Source organism: Pseudomonas anatoliensis (assembly GCF_017976235.1).
Classification (GTDB): domain Bacteria; phylum Pseudomonadota; class Gammaproteobacteria; order Pseudomonadales; family Pseudomonadaceae; genus Aquipseudomonas; species Aquipseudomonas anatoliensis.
In genome coordinates, this window is the sequence record NZ_JACVHC010000002.1 from 390,193 (window position 1) to 410,776 (window position 20,584).

16 protein-coding genes are annotated in these 20,584 nt (G+C 59.6%); 11 read left to right on the forward strand and 5 right to left on the reverse strand.

All coding sequences use genetic code 11. The features are described 5' to 3' along the window. Positions 1 to 125: 125 nt before the first annotated feature. The 5 genes from ICA16_RS07115 to gap all read right to left on the reverse strand — a co-directional run bounded on the left by ICA16_RS07115 (position 126) and on the right by gap (position 6,341). On the reverse strand, positions 126 to 722 hold the full coding sequence (locus ICA16_RS07115; RefSeq protein WP_150616145.1) for a biliverdin-producing heme oxygenase: 597 nt from the start codon (positions 720 to 722) through the stop codon (positions 126 to 128). Between the two features lie 112 nt (positions 723 to 834). Continuing rightward, positions 835 to 3,393 carry a TonB-dependent receptor gene (locus tag ICA16_RS07120; RefSeq protein ID WP_210700295.1) on the reverse strand — a complete coding sequence of 853 codons (2,559 nt, stop codon included), beginning with the start codon at positions 3,391 to 3,393 and terminating at the stop codon, positions 835 to 837. Between the two features lie 122 nt (positions 3,394 to 3,515). Continuing rightward, positions 3,516 to 4,481 (reverse strand): FecR family protein, encoded by a 966-nt coding sequence (locus tag ICA16_RS07125; RefSeq protein WP_210554127.1) that lies wholly within the window; start codon positions 4,479 to 4,481, stop codon positions 3,516 to 3,518. A gap of 101 nt (positions 4,482 to 4,582) precedes the next feature. Continuing rightward, the gene (locus ICA16_RS07130) at positions 4,583 to 5,110 is read right to left on the reverse strand and encodes an RNA polymerase sigma factor (protein WP_150601626.1); all 528 of its coding nucleotides are present in this window, start codon (positions 5,108 to 5,110) and stop codon (positions 4,583 to 4,585) included. A 229-nt stretch (positions 5,111 to 5,339) separates the two neighbouring features. After that, positions 5,340 to 6,341 (reverse strand): type I glyceraldehyde-3-phosphate dehydrogenase, encoded by a 1,002-nt coding sequence (gap, locus tag ICA16_RS07135; RefSeq protein ID WP_047300149.1) that lies wholly within the window; start codon positions 6,339 to 6,341, stop codon positions 5,340 to 5,342. A 220-nt stretch (positions 6,342 to 6,561) separates the two neighbouring features. Between gap and edd the strand changes: the two genes are divergently transcribed. The 11 genes from edd (at position 6,562) to ICA16_RS07190 (ending at position 20,470) form a co-directional block, all read left to right on the forward strand. After that, positions 6,562 to 8,388, forward strand: a complete 1,827-nt coding sequence (edd, locus tag ICA16_RS07140; protein WP_150601625.1) for a phosphogluconate dehydratase — start codon at positions 6,562 to 6,564, stop codon at positions 8,386 to 8,388. Next, a complete protein-coding gene (locus ICA16_RS07145) occupies positions 8,385 to 9,344 on the forward strand; it encodes a glucokinase (protein WP_210700296.1) in 960 nt (319 codons plus the stop codon). Before edd ends, ICA16_RS07145 begins: the two co-directional genes overlap by 4 nt. A gap of 179 nt (positions 9,345 to 9,523) precedes the next feature. Further along, a complete protein-coding gene (locus tag ICA16_RS07150; protein ID WP_042560610.1) occupies positions 9,524 to 10,255 on the forward strand; it encodes a response regulator in 732 nt (243 codons plus the stop codon). Continuing rightward, complete coding sequence (locus ICA16_RS07155) at positions 10,245 to 11,714, forward strand: ATP-binding protein (RefSeq protein WP_150616140.1); 1,470 nt, start codon at positions 10,245 to 10,247, stop codon at positions 11,712 to 11,714. Before ICA16_RS07150 ends, ICA16_RS07155 begins: the two co-directional genes overlap by 11 nt. A 174-nt stretch (positions 11,715 to 11,888) precedes the next feature. Continuing rightward, a complete protein-coding gene (locus tag ICA16_RS07160; RefSeq protein ID WP_210700297.1) occupies positions 11,889 to 13,148 on the forward strand; it encodes a D-mannose isomerase in 1,260 nt (419 codons plus the stop codon). Between the two features lie 119 nt (positions 13,149 to 13,267). After that, entirely contained in the window at positions 13,268 to 14,569 is a 1,302-nt protein-coding gene (locus ICA16_RS07165) for an ABC transporter substrate-binding protein (protein WP_210554124.1), read from the forward strand. Between the two features lie 242 nt (positions 14,570 to 14,811). Further along, a complete protein-coding gene (locus tag ICA16_RS07170) occupies positions 14,812 to 15,720 on the forward strand; it encodes a carbohydrate ABC transporter permease (protein WP_042560606.1) in 909 nt (302 codons plus the stop codon). Next, entirely contained in the window at positions 15,713 to 16,558 is an 846-nt protein-coding gene (locus ICA16_RS07175; RefSeq protein ID WP_150616137.1) for a carbohydrate ABC transporter permease, read from the forward strand. Before ICA16_RS07170 ends, ICA16_RS07175 begins: the two co-directional genes overlap by 8 nt. 2 nt (positions 16,559 to 16,560) lie before the next feature. Next, complete coding sequence (locus ICA16_RS07180) at positions 16,561 to 17,721, forward strand: ABC transporter ATP-binding protein (protein ID WP_210700298.1); 1,161 nt, start codon at positions 16,561 to 16,563, stop codon at positions 17,719 to 17,721. 192 nt (positions 17,722 to 17,913) lie between these two features. Further along, a complete protein-coding gene (locus tag ICA16_RS07185; RefSeq protein WP_210700299.1) occupies positions 17,914 to 19,263 on the forward strand; it encodes a carbohydrate porin in 1,350 nt (449 codons plus the stop codon). Between the two features lie 352 nt (positions 19,264 to 19,615). Then, positions 19,616 to 20,470 (forward strand): D-hexose-6-phosphate mutarotase, encoded by an 855-nt coding sequence (locus ICA16_RS07190; protein ID WP_210554123.1) that lies wholly within the window; start codon positions 19,616 to 19,618, stop codon positions 20,468 to 20,470. Positions 20,471 to 20,584: the final 114 nt, after the last annotated feature.

Genomic DNA, 20,584 nt, shown 5'->3' on the forward strand with positions numbered 1-20,584 from the left:
CGGAACGGGGATCTTACAGACTTACTCTGTCCCCTGTAGGAGCTGCCGCAGGCTGCGATCTTTTGATGTTGTTTTCAGGATCAAAAGATCGCAGCCTGCGGCAGCTCCTACAGGGAGAGTTTCTATCAGGCAGGCTCGGCTTCTGTCGCGTAAGCCTGTTCCAGCAGCACGGTGAAGCGGTTGAACGCGTCAATCGCGCCTTGCTCGACTTCGGCTTCTTCCTCGGCGCTGAATTGCAACGCGTCGAGGGTTTTGACGAAGCGCTTCCAGCCTTCGGCGCGGCCACCTTCAGGTTCGCCCAAATGGCGGGCACCAAAGGTTTCACTCAGCTCCAGCGCCACGGCGCGTTTGATCAGGAATGCCGCACCAAGCTTCGAACCTTCAGAAACGAAGATCCAACCGAGCGCTCGGGCCTTGCTCGGGTTTTTCACCGCGCCGGCCACCGGTGCCGGCACTTCGGTGTCGAGATCGGCCAGATCAGCCTTGGCTGCATCAGCGCGGCAGCGAGCCGGCAGGTCAGGCACGATCGCAGTCAGTTCGGCATCGTTGTACAGCTCGACCAGTTCCGACTGGAACAGGTATTGCGCGACCACGAAACGGGCGAAGTTGGCGCGGGTTTCAAACGGTGCATGGGCCTTGACCAAGGTGTCGAGTTTGCTGTGCGGCTCGTGGGTGATCTGGTTCAGGCGTTGTGAACGCAGGGCTTTTTCCGAAGAGGTCATGACGTGTCCTTGATAAATGAGGCGCTTGATAACAAGACGAACGGGCAAGCGCCGGACAGTAAAAAAAGCCTCACGGCGCGTTGCGTATACACGCGCAGCGAGGCCGGCGGGGTCAGATGTCCCACACCAGATTGATTGCGAAGTTACGACCCGGTTGGGTCAGGCGATCAAGGTTGGCCGGTTGTGTAACCGAGGCTTCGCCGACGCTGTCGTAACCGCGCACGTCATCCCACTGCCAGTATTTCTTGTCGGTCAGGTTGTAGAGGCCGGCGTTCAGGGTCACGTCGTCGGTAACCTTGTAGAAGCCCGCCAGGTCGAGCACGCCATACCCCGGCGTCTTGAACTGGGAACTGGTGCCGTCCGGCGTGTTGAAACTGCTGCTGTCGACACGGTCCTTGCGCTTGACCAGCGTCCAGCTCAGCAGGGCACCGTAGTTGTCCTGGTCGTAACCGAGGCCGAACACGCCGGTCAGCGGATTGACGCTGTTCAGCGGTTGCCCGCTGTCATCATTGCGACCGTAGAGATAGGCCATCGAGCCTTGGGTGTAGAGGCCGGTCGGCGCGCCGAATGCATCAAGGTTCAGACGACCCTTGAGCTCCACTCCCTTGATGGTCGCGTGCTTGATGTTATTGCTCTGGAAAGTGGTCTCCGAGTAACCGGGGGTGATGGCGTTTTCGTCGATGAAATCACGGTACTTGTTGTAGAACACCGCCACGTCGAACGTGCCTGCCTCGAACTGACCGCGCAGGCCGGTTTCATAGCTCTTGCTCTTTTCCGGGTCGAGATCGGGATTCGGCGCGACCTGATAGCCGCCGGCGAGGTTTTCAAAACGGCCATACAGGGCTTTCGCGGTCGGCGTGCGGAACCCTTCAGCGTACTGGCCGTACCAGGTGTAGTTGTCGTTGAAGCTGTAAGTGGTGCCGAACTTGGGCGACAGACGATGCCAGGTTTTGGTCTTGTCGCTTACCACGCCGTTGCCGCTCTGGTCGGCAGTGACCAGGAATTCGTCGGTGATGTGTGGCTTGAGCTGGGTGTAGTCGTAACGTGCCCCCGGCAGGAAAGTCCAGTTGCCCCAACTGATCTGATCCTGGGCAAACAGGCTGTAGCTGTTGATGGTCGGATCGGGGAAGTCGCTGGCAGGTGTCAGGGTATCGGCAGCGCTTGGCGCGCCGATCACACGGCAGGCACCGGCCACGGTCAGGCAAGTGCCGCTGCCGGTGCGCAGACCGGTGACTTTGTCTTGTTTGATCGTGGTGCCGTAGGTGACAACGTGGTCGGTGTCAGCAATGGCGAAGGCCTTGTCAGCCTGGGCATCGAACACCCATTGGCGATCTTTGTAGGTGGTCTCGCGTTCGCGCAATACAGTGCGCGAAGGTGCGTAGATTTCTTCGGTGCTCTGGTCGGTTTTCGCGATCTGGTAATTGAGCGACCACTTGATGTTGTCAGCCAGCGCGCTGTCGAGACCAAAGCTGTGTTCCAGGCCAAAACGCTCGCGCGTGACGGTATCGTTGCCCGTGCGGGATTTGTAGAAACCGAAACCCCGTCCAGCGTTGAACGGCCCGCCGACAGCGCTCAACTGGTTAGTGTCGCGGTCGTCCTTGTAATGTTCGTAGGTCAGCCCGAAGCGCGCATCGTCGGCGTAGTTCCAGCCCAGTTTGGCCAAAACGTTGGTGGTGCGTACATCCTCGGGATTGGCCTCGGTGCGGTTCAGGCCGGTGCCACCGGTTTCCCCATAAGATTCGGTTTCATGGCCATTGCGCTGGCTCAGGTGCAGCAAACCGTCAAAATCGCCATTGCGGCCAGCGACCGTGCCGGAGGTCAGCCAGCTGTCGTCAGCGGAGCTGTAACCGGTTTTCAACCGCGCGCCGACGTCCTTGCCAGGTTTGATGATGTCGTCCGGGTCGAGGGTGTAGTAGCTGACGGCGCCGCCGATGGCGTTGCTGCCGTAGAGCACTGATGCCGGGCCGCGGAGAATTTCCACGCGTTTGACGATTTCCGGGTCGACGTAATTGCGATTGGTCTGGGCGTAGGGGCCATTGAAGAAGCTGTCCGGCACTTGCACGCCGTCGATCTGCGTCAGGACGCGGTCGCCATCGATACCCCGGATGTTGTAGCCAGTCAGCCCGGCGCGCTGACCGGCGCCGCCGACCGACACGCCCGGCTCATAGCGCACCAGATCCTTGATGGAGTTGACGTTGTTGCGATCGAGTTCTTCACGTGTTTGCACGGTGACGGTGCTTGGCACGCTGTTCACCGACTGTTCCTGGCGGGTGGCGCTGATGGTCACCTGATCCAGATTCAGTGCACCGCTGCTGCTGCGCTTCTCCAGCACGACGTTGTTGTTGCTCAGCTTGCGGAAGCTCAGGTTGGTCCCCACCAACAGGCGCTCCAGGGCTTTTTCCGGTGGCAGCGAGCCGCGCACACCCGGCGACGAGATGCCCTGACCCAGTTCTGCCGGCAGGCCGATCTGCCAACCGGTCACGGAGGTGAACGCGTTGAGCGCCGACACCAGCGGCTGCTGACTGATAGAGAAAGAGTAATCACCCATGTTGCGCGCTGGTTGCTCGGTCGCAGCCATCAGTGGCGCGGTGCCGGCCATGAGGATGGCCGCGGTCAGCAGCGACAATACGCGGGAAGGGGAAGAGGTCTGGCGGGTAAGGCGAAGGGACATCGATAGCGCTCCGTGTCGCACGAATCTTTATAGTTGCTGACGCGTATCCGAGGATGCGAATCAATTGCATTGGCTATAACTAGACGAACGCGCTCACGCTATCGAGTAAAAATAATTCTCATTTAGTTCAGGATGACCAGCGCCGGGAATTCCTGCAGGCGCGCCGAGGTGATGTGCGCGAGAGAACGCACCACATCGAGCGGCTGATCGAGGCGGTAATTGCCGGTCACGGCAACGCCGGCCAACTGCTCGTTGTTGTTGATGATCCAGCCCGGATAGTAACGGCGCAATTCGGCCAGCACCTGATTCAGCGGGCAGTTCTCGAACACCAGTCGGCCTTGCACCCACGCCAGATCGGTATTGGCGTCGAGCTTGGCCGGGCGATCGAAACCGTTGGGGCCGATGCGGATACTTTCCCCGGCTGACAGGCGCACCCGCGCATCGTTGTGGGTGGCGCGCAAATCGACATCGCCACGCTGCACATTGACCTGCGCGATTCCGTCCAGATAGCGCACGGCGAACGCGGTGTCGCGCACGCTGGCCTTGACCGGGCCGGCGTCAATTTCCAGCGGTTGATTGCGATTGGCTGCGACCTCGAAAAACGCTTCGCCCTGATACAACCGCGCGACGCGCTGCTGATCATCGATGGTGCTGGAGAACGCCGAGTTGGTGTTGAGCAGGACTTGCGAGCCGTCCTCCAGTTGCAGGCGCTGACGTTCGCCGACCACGGTCAGATGATCGGCCTGCAAACGCATCGGCAGATTGCTGAAACTGAACAGACCAAGCACCAGCACGGCGGCGGTGGCCAGCGGTTTCCAGTGTGGACGCAGCCGTTGGAGGAAGGTGACTTTCGCGGGTTTTGAAGCCAGGTTTTGCGCGCACTGGGCGATTTGCGGACCGTCCCAGATTGCCTGAGCCTTGGCGAACGCCTCGGCATTCAATGGATCCGCTGCCAGCCAGGCATGGAACTGCCGGGTCTGCTCCTCATCCGGACTGCCGAGCACGATGAGCCAGTCCAGGGCCTGGTCCATTGCACTTGCAGCGTCCTGCGCCGACGCGGGCGAAGGCGAGCGATGGGTGTCCGTCACGGTGTTTCCTCGGGCTTCTGGCGAAGCAGTTTCAAGCTTCAAGCTGCGAGCTGCAAGCCAGATGCGTGTACTGCTTTTCGTTTTTACTTGGAGCGTGAAGCTTACAGCTTGCCGCTGCTGTCGTGTCGTTCGGCGACGCCGATGCAAATGCTCATGATCAATTTGAGTTCTTTCTGCACGGTGCTGAGGGACACACTCAGTTCTTCGGCGATTTCCTGATAACTGTGCCCGTGCAGGCGGCTGAGGATGAAGATCTGCTGCTGGCGCGGGCTGAGTTGACTGAGACTCACGTTCAAGCGCTCCAGCATCTGTTCGGCGTGGGCGGCGTCTTCGGCGCTGCTGGCAGGGGCGGCGATGCTGTGCACGATTTCCTGCGGCACGTCATCGACCATGGTCCGCGAATGAATCTTGCGCGCACGCAGATGATCGAGCGCCAGGTTGCGCGCGGTCTGGAAGACAAAGGGTTCGAGGTGATCGATGGCCCGCTCGTTCAGCGCCCGCGCCACGCGCAGATAGGTCTCCTGCAGCAGGTCTTCAGCGGTGCTGTGATTGTTGACCATCCGTTCCAGCGTACGCAGCAGCGAAATGCGCTGGGTGAGGAAGACGTGGTTGAAGCGCGATTGACTCACGGGAGGACCTGATCCATTTCAAGCGAATGATAATGATTGTCATCTAGCTGAATGGTCAAGCATTGATTTGTCAGAGATCGGTAAAGGTCTGGATTGCACCGAGATAACTGTAGGAGCTGCCGTAGGCTGCGATCTTTTGATGTTGTTTTTATAACAAGATCAACAGATCGCAGCCTTCGGCAGTTCCTACAGGGAGAGTCAGTCAACTACCGGAAGCTGTAATGAAAGCTTACTCGGCGTTACACAATGCCAGGCAGTTATCCAGCATGCGGTTGGAGAAGCCCCACTCGTTGTCGTACCAGGCCAGTACTTTCAGCAGTTTGCCGCTGGATTTGGTGTGGTTGGCGTCGAAGATCGACGACAGCGGGTTGTGGTTGAAGTCGCTGGAAACCAGCGGCAACGTGTTGTAACCCAAAATTTTCGAATGTTGGCTGGCAGCCTTGAGCAGTGCGTTGACTTCCTCGGCCGTGGCTTCTTTCTTCAGTTGTACGGTCAGATCCACCAGCGACACATTGATCACCGGCACCCGCACGGCCATGCCGGTCAGTTTGCCCGCCAGTTCCGGCAGCACCAGGCCCACTGCTTCAGCGGCGCCGGTCTTGCTCGGGATCATGTTCTGCGTGGCCGAACGCGCGCGGTACGGGTCGGTGTGGTAGACGTCGGTCAGGTTCTGATCGTTGGTGTAGGCGTGGATCGTGGTCATCAAACCGCTTTCGATGCCCAGCTCACGGTGCAGCACTTGCGCCACCGGTGCCAGGCAGTTGGTGGTGCACGAAGCGTTGGAGATGATCTGGTGCGACTGGCGCAGAATGTCGTGGTTCACACCGTAAACGACGGTGGCATCGGCACCTTTGGCCGGGGCCGAGATGATCACTTTGCGCGCGCCGGCAGTAATATGCGCAGCGGCTTTGGCTCGGTCGGTGAACAGACCGGTGCATTCGAAGACTACATCGATTTTTTCCGCAGCCCATGGCAGCTCGGCCGGGTTGCGAATGGCGCTGACCGCAATGCGGTCGCCGTTGACGGTCAGGCTTTCGTTGTCGTGCGCCACTTCGGCGTCGAACGTGCCATGAACGGTGTCGTATTTGAGCAGATGCGCGTTGATCGAGCTGTCGCCCAGATCGTTGATGGCGACAATCTGCAGATCCTGTCGATAGCCTTGGGTATACAGTGCGCGAAGGACATTACGGCCAATGCGGCCAAAACCATTGATTGCAATTCGAAGAGTCATGGAGCAGCGCCGCCGTCGTTTTGTTGTTGGAATTACAAGATTATTCGCATAAAAATAGAAAACAAGCCTTTTTAGTGGCAATATTTTGTTTTATCTACAACGAGTGACCTGAATCAACTGGTCCGAATGATCAAGAAAACCGTCCGTCATCCCGAATGCGCGGGCCCTTGGTCAGCATAGACAATCAGGTCGCCATATCCGTTAGCCTGGAGTTCTAAACATGCATCCCCGCGTCCTTGAGGTCACCGAACGGCTTATCGCCCGCAGCCGCGCCACGCGTCAGGCTTACCTTGCGCTGATTCGCGGCGCTGCAACTGACGGCCCGATGCGCGGCAAGCTGCAATGCGCCAACTTCGCTCACGGCGTGGCCGGGTGCGGCACTGAAGACAAGCACAGCCTGCGGATGATGAACTCGGCGAACATCGCCATTGTTTCTTCATATAACGACATGCTCTCGGCGCATCAGCCGTACGAAGTCTTCCCTGAACAAATCAAAAACGCCTTGCGTGAAATCGGTTCGGTCGGCCAGTTCGCTGGCGGCACTCCGGCGATGTGTGATGGCGTGACCCAAGGCGAACCGGGCATGGAACTGAGCCTGCCGAGCCGCGAAGTGATCGCGATGTCGACGGCGGTGGCGTTGTCCCACAACATGTTCGACGGCGCGCTGATGCTCGGCATCTGCGACAAGATCGTGCCGGGCCTGATGATGGGCTCGCTGCGTTTCGGTCATCTGCCGACAATCTTCGTGCCGGGCGGGCCGATGGTCTCGGGCATTTCCAACAAGGAAAAAGCCGACGTTCGGCAGAAGTACGCCGAAGGCAAAGCGACCCGCGAAGAGCTGCTGGAATCGGAGATGAAGTCCTACCACAGCCCGGGCACCTGCACGTTCTACGGTACCGCCAACACCAACCAGTTGCTGATGGAAGTCATGGGCCTGCACTTGCCGGGCGCCTCTTTCGTCAACCCGAACACGCCGCTGCGTGATGCACTGACCCGCGAAGCGGCGCATCAAGTCACGCGCCTGACCAAGCAGAACGGCAACTTCATGCCGATCGGCGAAATCGTCGACGAGAAGTCGCTGGTCAACTCGATTGTCGCGCTGCATGCCACTGGCGGCTCGACCAACCACACCCTGCACATGCCGGCCATCGCCATGGCAGCGGGCATTCAACTGACCTGGCAAGACATGGCAGACCTCTCCGAAGTCGTCCCGACCCTCAGCCACGTCTATCCGAACGGCAAAGCCGACATCAATCACTTCCAGGCAGCGGGCGGCATGTCGTTCCTGATCCGCGAACTGCTCGGTGCCGGCCTGCTGCACGAAGACGTCAACACCGTGCTCGGCCACGGCTTGAGCAAGTACACCAAAGAGCCGTTCCTCGATAACGGCGAACTGGTATGGCGCGAAGGCCCGGTCGACAGCCTCGACGAAAACATTTTGCGACCGGTGGCACGCGCGTTCTCGCCGGAGGGTGGTCTGCGGGTGATGGAGGGCAACCTCGGTCGCGGTGTGATGAAGGTGTCTGCGGTGGCGCTGGAAAACCAGATTGTCGAAGCGCCGGCCATGGTGTTCCAGGATCAACAGGATCTGGCCGACGCGTTCAAAGCCGGTTTGCTTGAGAAGGATTTCGTCGCCGTGATGCGCTTCCAGGGCCCGCGCTCCAACGGCATGCCCGAGTTGCACAAGATGACGCCGTTCCTCGGCGTGCTGCAGGATCGCGGCTTCAAAGTAGCGTTGGTGACGGACGGGCGCATGTCCGGCGCCTCGGGGAAAATCCCGGCGGCAATCCACGTCAGTCCGGAAGCTTATGTCGGTGGTGCTTTGGCTCGTGTGCAAGAGGGCGATATCATCCGCGTCGATGGCGTCAAAGGCACTTTGGAACTTAAAGTGGACGCCGACGAATTTGCAGCGCGCGAACCCGCCAAAGGCCTGTTGGGCAACAACATTGGCAGCGGTCGCGAACTGTTCGGTTTCATGCGCGTGGCCTTCAGCTCGGCGGAGCAGGGCGCCAGCGCCTTCACTTCTGCCCTGGAGACGCTTAATTGAAACTGGCTTTGGTCGGTGACATCGGAGGCACCAACGCACGGTTCGCGTTGTGGAAAAACCAGCAACTGGAATCGATTCAAGTGTTGGCCACGGCGGACCATGCCAGCCCGGAAGAGGCCATCAGCCTCTACCTGAGCGGGCTCGGTCTGGCGCCGGGCGCTATCGGTTCGGTGTGCCTGTCGGTGGCCGGCCCGGTGAGTGGCGATGAATTCAAGTTCACAAACAACCACTGGCGGCTGAGCCGCAAAGCGTTCTGCAACATTTTGCAGGTCGAGCAGTTGTTGCTGGTCAACGACTTCTCGGCGATGGCGCTGGGCATGACCCGTTTGCAGCCGGGCGAGTTTCGGGTGGTGTGCGAAGGCACGCCAGAGCCGTTGCGTCCGGCAGTGGTGATTGGTCCGGGCACTGGCCTTGGCGTCGGCACTTTGCTCGATCTGGGCGAGGGCCGATTTGCGGCGCTGCCGGGCGAGGGTGGGCACGTTGATCTGCCGTTAAGCAGCCCGCGTGAAACACAGCTCTGGCAGCATATCCACAACGAGATCGGCCATGTCAGCGCCGAAACTGCGTTGAGTGGTGGTGGTTTGCCGCGTGTCTATAGGGCGATTTGTGCGGTGGATGGCCATGAGCCGACGCTCGAAACGCCAGAAGCCATTACTGCCGCAGGCCTTGCAGGCGATCCGATTGCGCTGGAAGTGCTGGAGCAGTTCTGCTGCTGGCTCGGCCGCGTGGCGGGTAACAACGTGCTGACCACTGGCGCACGGGGTGGGGTGTTTATCGTCGGTGGGGTGATTCCGCGCTTTGCCGACTTCTTCCTTGAAAGTGGTTTTGCCCGCAGTTTTGCCGACAAGGGCTGCATGAGCGATTACTTCAAAGGCATTCCGGTGTGGCTGGTGACGGCACCGTATTCCGGGCTTATGGGCGCGGGTGTGGCCTTGGATCAGTCAATCCCGACCTGAAATGCAATCAAACTGTAGGAGTGAGCCTGCTCGCGATAGCGGTATGTCAGTCAACCAATGTGTTGAATGTAAGACTGCTATCGCGAGCAGGCTCACTCCTACAGTTGTTTTGTGGTGTTTGTAAAATCAGTGCTTAAGGCATAATCCGCCCCAATTCCAACAACAAGGATGCCTTCGAAGTGAGCTCAGTCAACAAGTCGATATTGTTGGTCGATGACGACCAGGAAATACGCGAGTTGCTGGAAACCTATCTGACCCGCGCCGGGTTTCAGGTAAGGGCCACAGCCGATGGCGCCAGTTTCCGTCAGGCCCTCAACGAGGCACCGAGCGATCTGGTGATCCTCGATGTCATGCTGCCCGACGAGGACGGTTTCAGTCTGTGCCGCTGGGTGCGTCAGCATCCGCGTCAGGCGCAGGTGCCGATCATCATGCTCACCGCCAGTTCCGACGAGGCCGACCGGGTCATCGGTCTGGAGCTCGGCGCCGACGATTATCTCGGCAAACCTTTCAGCCCCCGCGAATTGCAGGCGCGCATCAAAGCGCTGCTGCGCCGTGCACAATTCGGCCAGGAACGCAGCGGCAGTGAAGTGCTGGCGTTTGACGATTGGCGACTGGACATGGTCAGTCATCGGCTGTTTCACACCGACGGCGAAGAAGTGATTCTGTCCGGTGCCGATTTCGCTCTGCTGAAACTGTTCCTCGATCACCCGCAGGAAATTCTCGACCGCGACACCATCGGCAACGCCACCCGTGGCCGCGACTTGATGCCGCTTGATCGCATTGTCGACATGGCCGTCAGCCGCTTGCGCCAACGTCTGCGTGACACGGAAAAGCCGCCACGGCTGATTCGCACCGTACGCGGCAGCGGCTATCAACTGGCAGCCAACGTGGTTGCCGGCAATGGTCACTGAGTCGCTGCGCAAGCTCGCCGCCAAGGTGCCCGTGCCGCGTTCGCTGCTGGGGCGGATGTTATTGCTGACCCTGTTGGCGGTACTGTTTGCGCAGACCTTGTCGAGTGTGATCTGGGTTTCGCAATTGCGCGCCACCCAGCTCGAAGGCCTAGTCACCAGCGCCCGCAGCCTTGCCCACTCGATGACCGCCAGCGTCAGTTATTTTCGTTCGTTGCCGGTGGCCTATCGGCCGCTTGTGCTTGATCAATTGCGCAGCATGGGCGGCACGCGGTTTGTCGTAACACTCAACGACAAGCCGCTGGGCATGGACGTGTTACCGGTCACGCCGCGTAAAGCCGCGGTGATGAAAGCGGTCGACGAAGTGCTGCGTCAGTCCCTCGGGCACGACACCGACATCTCGGTGTCTTTCGTCAGTCCCGAGGATCTGCGCATCTTCAACGCCGGGCTGAAACTTGATGAATTGCCGCGCTCCTGGGCGCACTACGCGCTAACCCTTGAGCCGGTGAATCCGCCAGTGCTGGTCACGCAGATTCAGATGGCGCCGGGCGAATGGCTGTACATCGCCTCGCTGTTGCCCGAGCCCTACACCAGCCTTGAAGAGCAAGGCCTGCCGTCGCAGCAAGTGTGGTTCATCGTCCTCACCAGCGGTTTTCTGCTGCTGTTCATCGGTGTGCTGGTGCACTGGCAGAGCCGGCCGCTCAAGCGCCTGGCCCGGGCCGCGCGGGATCTGTCGCTGGGCGCCGACGTCGAACCGGTGGCGGAGGGCGGCGGCAGTGAAGTGGTCGAGGTCGGCCGCGCGTTCAACACCATGCGCGAGCGCATCAGCCGTTACCTGACCGAACGCAGCCAATTGTTCAGCGCGATTTCCCACGACTTGCGCACGCCGATCACCCGTCTGCGTTTGCGCGTCGAACTGCTCGAAGACGAACAGCTGCAAATCAAGTTCGGTCGTGATCTGGATGAGTTGGAGCTGCTGGTCAAAGGCGCGTTGCAATGCGTGAAAGACACTGACATCCACGAAAACATCGAACCGGTCGATCTCAATCATGTGCTCGATTGTCTGGTGGAGCCGTATCTGGCGCCTAACGGCAATGGTCGCGTGACCCAGCATGGGCGGGCGCTGGCGGCGTATTCGGGCAAACCTCTGGCTTTGAAGCGCTGCATCGGCAACCTGATCGACAATGCGTTGAAGTACGGGCAGAACGCCCATCTGCACATTGATGACGATGAAAGTGCGTTTGTCCTGCACGTCGATGATGAAGGGCCGGGCGTGCCGGAGCAGCGGCTGGAGCAGGTGTTCGAGCCGCACTTCAGGTTGGCGGGGCAGCAGCAGGGGTATGGGCTCGGCCTCGGGATTGCGCGCAATATCGCTCATAGCCATGGCGGTGAGGTGACGTTACAGAACCTGCGTGAGGGTGGGTTGCGGGTAACGTTGCAGTTGCCGCGGTCGGTGGATTGAAGATCAAAAGATCGCAGCCTTCGGCAGCTCCTACACCGATCCCTGTAGGAGCTGCCGAAGGCTGCGATCTTTTTCATGTCACGGATCAGTGACAAAACCCGTCCCCTTCGTTACAAGCCCACCCCGGCCCGTTGTTTAGACTCCCCGCAGTCATAACAACAAAAAAGGCCCCCCATGGATCACTTCGACCCCGGCTTCAGCAGCTGGCTCAATGCCCCCGCGCACCAGCAATGGCTAGCCGCCGAAGGCCTGCGTCTGCTGGATTTCGCCAAGGCATCACGCCTGCCTGAAGGCTTCGGCAACCTCGACGAACGCGGCCGTTTGCCGGCGAACGCACGAGCCGAAACCATGAACACCGCGCGCATGACCCACAGCTTCGCCATGGCCCACATTCAGGGGTTGCCGGGATTTGCCGAACTGGTCGATCACGGCATTGCCGCCCTGCGCGGGCCGTTGCGTGATGCGCTGCACGGCGGCTGGTTTGCGGTGGCCGAGCATCGCGATGACAACACGGGCAAGAACGCTTACTTGCACGCCTTCGTTGCACTGGCGGCGAGCTCGGCGGTGGTCGCGCAACGTCCCGGCGCGCAGGCGCTGCTCGATGATGCGATCGACATTATCGACACGTATTTCTGGAGCGAAGAAGAGGGCGCCATGCGCGAATTCTTCAATCGCGACTGGAGCGAAGAGGAAGCCTATCGCGGCGCCAACAGCAACATGCACGCGACCGAAGCGTTTCTCGCCCTCGCTGATGTCACCGAAGACCCACGCTGGCTGGTGCGCGCCCAGCGCATCGTCGAGCGAGTGATTCACGGCCACGCAGCCGCCAACGATTATCTGGTCATTGAGCACTTCGACCGCGACTGGCAACCGCTGCGCGAGTACAACCATGACAATCCCGCCGACGGCTTCCGTCCTTACGGCACCACGCCGGGCCACGGTTTCGAGTGGGCGCGGCTGTTGCTGCACCTCGAAGCGGCGCGGGTGCAGGCCGGCATGCTCACCCCCGGTTGGCTCGCTACCGACGCGCAGAAACTCTTCGAGCAAAACTGCCGTTACGGTTGGGATGTCGATGGCGCGCCGGGCATCGTCTACACCCTCGACTGGAACAACAAAGCCGTGGTCCGCCATCGCTTGCACTGGACGCATGCCGAAGCCAGCGCTGCAGCCAGCGCTTTGCTCAAACGCACCGGCGATGAGCAATACGAAACCTGGTACCGACTGTTCTGGGATTTTTGCGACGTGAATTTCATCGACCGTTGCGATGGCAGCTGGCATCACGAGCTCAATCCGCAAAACACTCCAAGTGCCGATATCTGGCCGGGCAAACCCGATCTGTATCACGCCTGGCAAGCGGTGCTGATTCCGCGCCTACCCTTGGCGCCGAGCATGGCCACTGCGCTGGCACAGTTGTCCCAGAGCATTCCTGTGTAACCATGTGGTGACATTCGCGCGTCCCTTCGTTACCTGCGAGGGGAATCGCCCTGTTTAAACTCCTGTGCAGCGCAAGCACCAGACTTGCAACGCATAACAACAAGAAAGGTACATCTCAGATGAATGCGATTTCTCGCCTCGCTACTGTCATTTCTGTCGCCTCCCTGTTCCCGCTCGCAATTCTGCCTCTCAGTGTTTCCGCTGCCGAATCCAAAGGTTCGGTGGAAGTCGTGCACTGGTGGACCTCCGGTGGCGAAAAAGCTGCCGTTGATGTGCTCAAGGCCCAAGTCGAAAAAGACGGTTTCACCTGGAAAGACGGCGCAGTCGCCGGTGGTGGCGGTGCGACTGCCATGACCGTGCTGAAAAGCCGTGCAGTTGCCGGCAACCCGCCAGGCGTTGCCCAGATCAAAGGCCCGGACATCCAGGAATGGGCGTCGACCGGCCTGCTCGACACCGACGTTCTGAAAGACGTTGCCAAGTCGGAAAAGTGGGACAGCCTGCTCGACAAGAAAGTCTCCGATACCGTGAAGTACGACGGTGATTACGTGGCCGTGCCGGTGAACATTCACCGTGTGAACTGGCTGTGGATCAACCCGGAAGTCTTCAAGAAAGCCGGTATCGAAAAAGCCCCGACCACCCTCGAAGAATTCTACGCCGCTGGCGACAAGCTCAAGGCTGCGGGCTTCATCCCGCTGGCTCACGGCGGTCAGCCTTGGCAGGACAGCACCGTGTTCGAAGCCGTTGTGCTCTCGGTCATGGGTGTTGATGGCTACAAGAAAGCCCTGGTCGATCTGGACAACGCTGCGCTGACTGGCCCGGAAATGGTCAAGGCGCTGACCGAGCTGAAGAAAGTCGCGACCTACATGGACGCCGACGGCAAAGGCCAGGACTGGAACCTGGAAGCGGCCAAGGTCATCAACGGCAAGGCCGGCATGCAGATCATGGGCGACTGGGCCAAGTCCGAATGGACCGCCGCGAAGAAAATCGCCGGCAAGGATTACCAGTGCGTAGCTTTCCCGGGCACCGACAAGGCGTTCACCTACAACATCGACTCGTTGGCCGTGTTCAAGCAGAAAGACGCGGGCACCGCGGCTGGTCAGCAGGACATCGCCAAAGTCGTGCTGGGTGAAAACTTCCAGAAAGTCTTCAGCATCAACAAAGGCTCGATCCCGGTACGAATCGACATGTTGAACGACATGGAGAAACTCGGTTTCGACTCCTGCGCACAGACGGCTGCCAAAGACTTCCTGGCGGACTCCAAGTCCGGCGGCCTGCAGCCAAGCATGGCGCACAACATGGCGACCACGCTGGCCGTGCAAGGCGCGTTCTTTGACGTAGTAACCAACTACATCAACGACCCGAAAGCCGACCCGGCCGACACCGCCAAGAAACTCGGCGCGGCGATCAAGTCGTCCAAATAGTCCTTGGCATCGCATGCCCCTCCTGTGGGAAAGGGCTTTTGTGGTGAGGGGGGTTATCCCCGATGGGCCGCGCAGCGGCCCCAAAAAAGTTGCAATGGGTGGGTATCAGAAACACCGTGTGCAATGGTTTTGCGACTGCTTCGCAGCCGATCGGGGATAAATCCCCTCGCCACAAGAGTCCGCTCCCACATGGGAAGGGAATGCACAACAAGTAGTCCTTTTCTCTAGTACTGGATTTCCCCATGAGTTCTGTTGCTGTGTTCAGCAAGGCCTCGCCGTTCGATGCATTGCAACGCTGGCTACCCAAACTGGTGCTGGCGCCGAGCATGTTCATCGTGCTGGTGGGCTTCTATGGCTACATCCTGTGGACGTTCGTCCTGTCGTTCACCACCTCGACATTCCTGCCCAACTACAAGTGGGCCGGTCTGGCGCAATACGCGCGGTTGTTCGACAACGATCGCTGGTGGGTCGCGAGCAAGAACCTCGCGATGTTCGGCGGCATGTTCATCGGCATCACCTTGGTGATCGGCGTGTTGCTGGCGGTGTTCCTCGACCAGCGTATCCGTCGCGAAGGCTTTATCCGCACCATTTACCTGTATCCGATGGCGCTCTCGATGATCGTCACCGGTACCGCGTGGAAATGGCTGCTCAACCCGGGCATGGGCCTGGACAAATTGTTGCGTGACTGGGGCTGGGAAGGCTTCCGTCTCGACTGGCTGATCGACCCGGATCGCGTGGTCTACTGCCTGGTGATCGCCGCTGTGTGGCAAGCCTCGGGCTTCATCATGGCGATGTTCCTCGCCGGCCTGCGCGGGGTTGATCAATCGATCATCCGTGCCGCGCAGATCGATGGCGCGAGCATGCCGCGCATCTACTGGAAAGTCGTGCTGCCAAGCCTGCGTCCGGTGTTCTTCAGTGCCGTGATGATTCTGGCGCACATCGCGATCAAGAGCTTCGACCTGGTCGCGGCGATGACGGCCGGTGGTCCGGGTTACTCCTCCGACCTGCCAGCGATGTTCATGTACTCCTTCACCTTCAGTCGCGGCCAGATGGGCATGGGCTCGGCCAGTGCGATTCTGATGCTCGGTGCGATTCTCGCGATCATCGTGCCTTACCTGTACTCCGAGCTGAGGACCAAGCGTAATGACTAGTCTCGCTGCCAAATCCCCCATCAGCCTGAGTCGCATCGCGATCTACGCGGTGCTGATCCTCGCGGTGTTCCTGTATCTGGTGCCGCTGGTGGTCATGCTGCTGACCAGCTTCAAGACCCCGGAAGACATCGGCACCGGCAACCTGCTGAGCTGGCCGACCGTGGTCACCGGCATCGGCTGGGTGAAAGCCTGGGCCACCGTCGACGGCTACTTCTGGAACTCGATCAAGATCACCGTCCCGGCCGTGATCATCTCCACCGCCATCGGCGCGCTGAACGGCTATGTGCTGTCGTTCTGGCGCTTCCGTGGTTCGCAACTGTTCTTCGGCCTGCTGCTGTTCGGCTGCTTCCTGCCGTTCCAGACCGTGCTGCTGCCGGCCTCGTTCACCCTCGGCAAGATGGGCCTGGCGAGCACCACCACCGGCCTGGTGTTCATCCACGTGGTTTACGGCCTGGCGTTCACCACGCTGTTTTTCCGTAACTACTACGTGAGCATTCCTGATGCGTTGGTGAAAGCCGCACGTCTGGATGGTGCAGGGTTCTTCACCATTTTTCGGCGGATCATTCTGCCGATGTCGACGCCGATCATCATGGTCTGCCTGATCTGGCAGTTCACCCAGATCTGGAACGACTTCCTGTTCGGTGTGGTGTTCTCCAGCGGTGATTCGCAACCGATCACGGTGGCGCTGAACAACCTGGTCAACACCAGCACCGGCGCCAAGGAATACAACGTTGATATGGCAGCGGCGATGATCGCCGGCCTGCCGACCCTGCTGGTCTATGTGGTCGCAGGCAAGTATTTCGTGCGCGGGCTGACGGCCGGCGCGGTCAAGGGGTAATCATGGCAACGCTCGAACTTCGCAACGTAAACAAGACTTATGGCCCCGGCCTGCCGGACACCCTGAAGAACATCGAACTGTCGATCAAGGAAGGTGAGTTCCTGATCCTCGTCGGCCCGTCGGGCTGCGGCAAGTCGACCCTGATGAACTGCATCGCCGGGCTGGAAACCATCACCGGCGGCGCGATCATGATTGGCGATCAAGACGTCAGCGGCATGAGCCCCAAGGATCGCGACATCGCCATGGTGTTCCAGTCCTACGCCTTGTACCCGACCATGAGCGTGCGCGAGAACATCGAGTTCGGTTTGAAGATTCGCAAGATGCCGCAGTCGGCGATCGACGAAGAAGTTGCTCGCGTGGCCAAGCTGTTGCAGATCGAACACTTGCTCAACCGCAAGCCGGGCCAGCTCTCCGGTGGTCAGCAACAGCGTGTGGCGATGGGCCGTGCGTTGGCGCGTCGGCCGAAGATCTATCTGTTCGACGAACCGCTGTCCAACCTCGACGCCAAGCTGCGCGTCGAGATGCGCACCGAAATGAAACTGATGCACCAGCGCCTGAAAACCACCACGGTGTACGTGACCCACGACCAGATCGAAGCGATGACCCTGGGCGACAAGGTTGCGGTGATGAAGGACGGCATCATTCAGCAGTTCGGCACGCCGAAAGAGATCTACAACGACCCGGCCAACCTGTTCGTGGCGAGCTTCATCGGTTCGCCGCCGATGAACTTCATCCCGCTGCGTCTGCAACGCAAGGACGGTCGTCTGCTGGCGCTGCTCGACAGCGGCCAGGCCCGTTGCGAATTGCCGATGGGCATGCAGGACGCCGGTCTTGAAGACCGCGAAGTGATCCTCGGCCTGCGCCCGGAACAGATCGTTCTGGCGAACGGCGAGGGCAATGGCCTGCCGAGCATTTGTGCTGAAGTGCAGGTCACCGAACCGACCGGTCCGGACACGCTGGTGTTCGTCAATCTGAACGACACCAAGGTCTGCTGCCGTCTGGCGCCAGACGTGGCGCCGCAGGTAGGCGAGAGCCTGACGCTGCAATTCGATCCGTCGAAAGTGTTGTTGTTTGATGCCAAGACTGGCGAGCGGTTGGGCGTTGCGGCGCAGCCGAAGACCGAAGCGCACAGCGCCAACGTCGCCCAGTTCAAGGGCCGCTGAAGATCAAAATGTAGGAGTGAGCTTTTGTGGTGAGGGGATTTATCCCCGATGGGGTGCGCAGCACCCCCAGCTTTTTGGGGCCGCTTCGCGACCCATCGGGGATAAATCCCCTCTCCACAAGGGCTGCTCTCACGGCGATGTAAACCGCGTTAGATAAAAACAGTTAATAACAATAAAGACGAGGATGTAGGGATGAAAATGAAACACGTCAATGCCCGGTTGATCTGCCAAGTGTCAGCTGCGGCAGCACTGGTGCTGGCCGGCAATGCGATGGCGGCGGATGCTTTCAGCTCCGACTCCAAATGGATGACCGGTGACTGGGGCGGCGAGCGGACCAAGCTGATCGAGCAGGGTATCGACATCAAGGCCGACTACGTTGGGGAAGTCGGTGGCAACCTGAACGGTGGCTACAACGACGACAAGACTGCGCGTTACGCCGACCAATTCGGTCTGGGCGTGGCACTCGATCTGCAAAAGCTGTGGGGCTGGGACAACACTCAGGCCAAGATCCAGCTGACCAACCGTAACGGCTACAACATCTCCAACGACCGTGTTGGCGATCCGCGTGCCGGCACCTTGAGTTCGTCGCAGGAAGTCTATGGCCGTGGCCACATGGTGCGTCTGACCCAGTTGTGGATTCAGCACCAGTTCTTCGATAACAAACTCGACGTCAAGGCCGGTTACTTCGGTGAAGGCGAAGACTTCAACACCTTCCCGTGCGACTTCCAGAACCTGGCGTTCTGCGGTTCGCAAGTGGGTAACTGGGCGACCAACATCTGGTACAACTGGCCCGTCAGCCAGGCCGCGATTCGTGTGAAGTACAACATCAATGATGAGCTCTACGCTCAGATCGGTGCGTACAACCAGAACCCGTCGCAACTGGAGCACGGCAACGGCTTCAAACTCAGCGGCAGCGGCACCAAAGGCACCGTTTTGCCGGTCGAACTGGTCTGGTCGCCGAAGGTTAACAGCCTGCCGGGCGAATACCGCGTCGGTTACTACAAGAGCACGGCCGATGCTGATGATGTTCGTGAAGACATCAATGGTTTCGACGCTGCGACTACTGGCGACGCCTACAAGTCTCACAGCAGCAAAAGCGGCTACTGGTTCGTGGCGCAACAGCAACTCACCAGCCACAACGGTGATGCCTCGCGCGGTCTGAACATCGCGGCCAACGCCACGTTCCACGACAAGGACACCAACTTCATCGACAACTACCAGTCGGTGATGTTTGTCTACAAAGGCCCGTTCGACGCACGTCCCAAGGATGACGTCGGTATCGGCGCGGCGCGTATCCACGTCAACGATGACGTGAAGAAAAACGCCGAGCTGCTCAACGTTTCCAACGGTGTTTCGGACTACGACAATCCGGTGTTCTCGCCGATTCGTGAAACCGAATACAACTACGAGATCAACTACGGCTTCCACGTCACCAACTGGCTGACCGTGCGTCCTAACCTGCAATACATCACACACCCGGGCGGTGTTGATGAAGTGGACAACGCTCTGGTCGCCGGCTTGAAAATTCAGTCGGTGTTCTAACGCGTCTGCGATAAGCTCCTCTCTATGTGCGCATATTTGCGGACAGCCAAGGCTGTCCGCTTTTTTTTGCCGAGATGTGTCGCGGACTTTTTGCACTGTTGAAATTTGATGTGGTGCTGGGACTTTTTGTGCTGATGAGATTTGATGTTTTGCTGGGATTTATTGTGGCGAGGGGATTTATCCCCGTTGGGCTGCGAAGCAGCCCCAAATCCGGTAAATACAATCTGGCTGACACACCTCGGTGAATGGTTTCAGGACTGCTTCGCAGCCCAGCGGGGATAAATCCCCTCGCCACAGTGTTCACTGGATACAAAGGTAATTGAGTACCCCATGATTTTCAGGACCGTGGCCCATGCATGAGCATCCGCTACAACGCTTCTTCAAATCCTTGCGCGAACAACCGGTGTTCGCCTGGGAGCGCTATCAGATGCGCGACGTGTTGGTGATCGATCATCCGCTGTGTCAGGCGGTGTTCAGTCGGCAGGGCGCGCAGTTGCTGCATTTTCAGCCGCGCGGGCAAAAGCCGTGGCTGTGGTGTGCGGCGAAGTGGCCACATGTGGGTGCGATCCGTGGTGGTGTGCCGGTGTGCTGGCCGTGGTATGGCCGCCATCCAAGCGAAAACGCCTGGCCCTCCCATGGTTGGGCGCGCCTGCTCGACTGGAAGTTGCTAGACAGCAGCAGCTGCGAAGACGGCGTGCGTCTGCACTGGCAATTGCAACTGTGCGACTGGCAGGTCGACCTGCACGCGCACCTTGGCGAACGCATGGAACTACGCCTGAGCACCGAGCATCAGGACGACATGCCGTGCCAGTTGAGCCAGGCTTTGCACGCTTACTGGCGTATTGGCGATGTCGGTGAGATAGCGCTGTCTGGGCTCGAAGGCGCGCAAGGTTATGACCAGTTGAACCGCCAGGTTTGCCAGCAGGAAGGCGAGTTGCGGGTCGATGGTGGCTGTCAGCGGGTGTTTCAGCACGATGGTGAATTGCAGCTCAAGGATCACGCCTGGCAGCGCGAGTTGTGCATCGATACGGGTGACAGTGCAGACACGGTGGTGTGGCATCCGGGCTCGCGGCCGTTGTTGGGCGTGAGCTGGGATGAAGTGTTGGAGTTTGTGTGTGTGGAAGCGGCGGCGGGTGGGACGGATAGTCTGCATCTGGCGCCGGGGGAAAAGGCGCATTTGAGTTTGCAGGCGTGGGCGGCTGCCTGAGTTTGTACTGTTGCTGCTGGCCCCATCGCTGGCAAGCCAGCTCCCACAGGTTCGGTGGTGGTCATCGATTTTGCTTACGACACCGACACTGTGGGAGCTGGCTTGCCAGCGATG